The organism is Wolbachia endosymbiont of Mansonella perstans (assembly GCF_020278605.1).
Classification (GTDB): domain Bacteria; phylum Pseudomonadota; class Alphaproteobacteria; order Rickettsiales; family Anaplasmataceae; genus Wolbachia.
In genome coordinates this window covers 1-2,570 of the sequence record NZ_JACZHU010000111.1, presented here as the reverse complement: position 1 = coordinate 2,570, position 2,570 = coordinate 1, and the positions used below count along the sequence as shown (strand labels likewise).

General features: G+C 38.3%; 3 protein-coding genes and 1 pseudogene. 3 read left to right on the top strand and 1 reads right to left on the bottom strand.

Going from position 1 to position 2,570, the window contains the following annotated elements; genetic code table 11:
* Window positions 1-59: 59 nt before the first annotated feature.
* Window positions 60-1,043, bottom strand: a complete 984-nt coding sequence (gene pdhA / locus IHO13_RS05115) for a pyruvate dehydrogenase (acetyl-transferring) E1 component subunit alpha (protein WP_225538574.1) — start codon at window positions 1,041-1,043, stop codon at window positions 60-62.
* A gap of 54 nt (window positions 1,044-1,097) precedes the next feature.
* On the opposite strand from pdhA, the gene hemJ reads away from it, so the two are divergent.
* From hemJ to IHO13_RS05100, 3 genes and pseudogenes are all read left to right on the top strand, one after another.
* A complete protein-coding gene (gene hemJ, locus IHO13_RS05110) occupies window positions 1,098-1,529 on the top strand; it encodes a protoporphyrinogen oxidase HemJ (RefSeq protein ID WP_225538573.1) in 432 nt (143 codons plus the stop codon).
* Between the two features lie 112 nt (window positions 1,530-1,641).
* Entirely contained in the window at window positions 1,642-2,145 is a 504-nt protein-coding gene (locus IHO13_RS05105; RefSeq protein ID WP_225538572.1) for a hypothetical protein, read from the top strand.
* A 60-nt stretch (window positions 2,146-2,205) separates the two neighbouring features.
* A pseudogene (locus tag IHO13_RS05100) lies at window positions 2,206-2,570 on the top strand (1-deoxy-D-xylulose-5-phosphate reductoisomerase); the annotation flags it as partial.

Below are 2,570 nucleotides of genomic sequence, written 5' to 3'. Positions count from 1 at the left end.
ATAATAGCTTCAATACTATGATAAGGAAACCGGAGGAATCTTTAAGTAGTTTTTTACAGTTAACGGTTGACAGACTTGTAAATATCAGTATATAACTCATTAACATTTGGTTCTTTGCTATTTTCTGCAAAATCTCCTGACTTTTTCATTAAATCGCGCACTTCTTTGTCGATTGCTTTGCATTCTTCCTCTGAAGCAATCTTATTATCTACCATGTACTTCTTCAAAGTGCTTATAGGATCGTGGTTTTGCTTCACATCTTCAACTTCTTCCTTTGAACGATAAGTCGCAGGATCTGACATTGAATGACCGCGATATCGATATGTCTTCGTTTCAAGCAAGATAGGCCCTTTTCCACTACGCACGTACTTAGCTGCCTCACTTGCCTCCTTATAAACAGAGAAGAAATCCATTCCATCAACTTGCTTTCCAGGAATGCCAAAACCCTCTCCTTTCCTATACAACTCAGTTACTAAAGTCGATCTTTTGACAGAAGTACCCATTGCGTATCCATTATTTTCTATAATGTAAACTACAGGTAACTTCCATAAAGCTGCCATATTAAACGATTCATACACTTGTCCTTGGTTTGCAGCACCGTCGCCAAAATACGTGAATACTACATTATCTTTTTTCTTATATTTATTAGCAAATGCTATCCCTGTGCCAATTGGAACTTGTGCACCCACTATTCCATGTCCACCGAAGAAATTTTTTTCAATATCAAATATATGCATTGAACCACCTTTGCCTTTTGAGCATCCCATTTCTTTACCAGCCAGTTCTGCCATTACAACATTTGGATCAGAGCCACATGCCAGCATTAAACCGTGGTCTCTATAACTTGTGATAAAAGCATCACCGGACTTTGATGCAGCTTGTGCCCCAACTGCAACTGCCTCTTGTCCAATCGATAGGTGACAGAATCCGCATATTAAACCCATTCCATACAACTGTCCTGCTTTTTCCTCAAATCTGCGTATGAGTAGCATTTTTCTGTAGAATCCAATCACCTGTTTTTTAGTGAAATTTTTCGCTTTCATATCTATTTCTTTTTCATTAAACTCAGACAATATCAGAAATTTTAACGTTTTGTAATGGATTATTACCACTGGCTTGAAGCTTTTCACGTTATCTCTGTCATAATGTGGATGGCAGGTATGCTCTATTTACCGAGGCTTTACGTTTACCATGCAGCTGTAAAGCCAGGATCGGAAAACGATGGCTTACTTCAAATAATGGAGAAAAGACTTCTAAGATTTATCATAAACCCTGCAATGCTCTTTTCGCTTGGTTTTGGCATCACATTAATGGTTATGAGAGAGGCATACCGCGAAGGGTGGTTTCACATAAAAGTACTAGCATTATTCTTTATGTTTGTTATTCATGGACTGCTTGCAAAGTACAGGAAAAATTTTGCAATGGGCTTAAATAGGAAAAATCACGTTTATTTCCGTATTTTAAATGAAGTCGTTACAGTATTGATAATAATTACAATTATTGCGGTTATCGTAAAACCGTTTCACTAGTCTCATCAATAAGCGCTTAAAAGCGTGTTATCGTTCATAAAATGGTAGCCCTATTGATATTTTTCAATATTTGTGGTAAAATACAGGTAGTTTAAGGTTTAGAATAAAGTTTATGACTGAAGCTCAAGGTCCAAATATTGCAGAGTGGCAAGCTCAACAACAACATCAAGAACACCAAGAAGAAAAGAGTGGCTTTGGTCTTGGTCATAGTGACTCTATTGCAACAATTGTAGATGGAATGAAATGGCTGTTCAACTTTCATGAAGGAGCAATTCCTGCTTACTGTAACGTGTTTGAAGGTTTGGTAAATGGTAGTAGCCTAGTAACGTTGTTCGGTAAATCAGGTAATATGTTTGGCATAAAATTTCTTGAAAGCCTTGCAGAACATTTTTCAGGTGGTGGAGGTGGGGAAGATATGCCATTGGAAGGGATAGGCATGAGTTACGTTGATGGGGGACCTCATCCTGGCGATTATCCACATGCTAACAACGAAATTGCTTACAGCGCTGAAGGTTTACACGACATGCATGATGCAGGTGATCACCATGGTCAGTCTTTTTCGCCCGGTCCTTCACCATCTGTTGGCAATGACCATGGACATGAGCTTGGTAGTTAAGTCCAGGAACTGCCAAATGAAAACAGGTTTAGCTCGTTTGATTAACATGAGTGCGTTTTAGTGAAGAAGGTCTCAGTTTTAGGATCAACAGGAAGTATTGGAAAAAAGACTATAGACTTGCTACTGAAGAAAAGAGAAGAATACCAGGTAGAAGTACTCAGTGCCCATTCGAATTTTGCTCTACTAGCGTATCAAGCAAAACTGCTAAATGCAAAATACGTTGCTATCTCTGATGAAAGGTTTTATAAAGATTTAAAAGAAAGTCTACTTGATACAAACATCAAAATAGAAGCTGGCACTGAAGGTCTAGCAAATGTTGCTTCTTTGCCCGTTGATCTCTCAGTTATTGCAATAGTTGGCATTGCAGGTCTTGAACCAGTCATGCAGGTTATAGAGAGTAGCACCAAAATCATTGCACTAGCAAA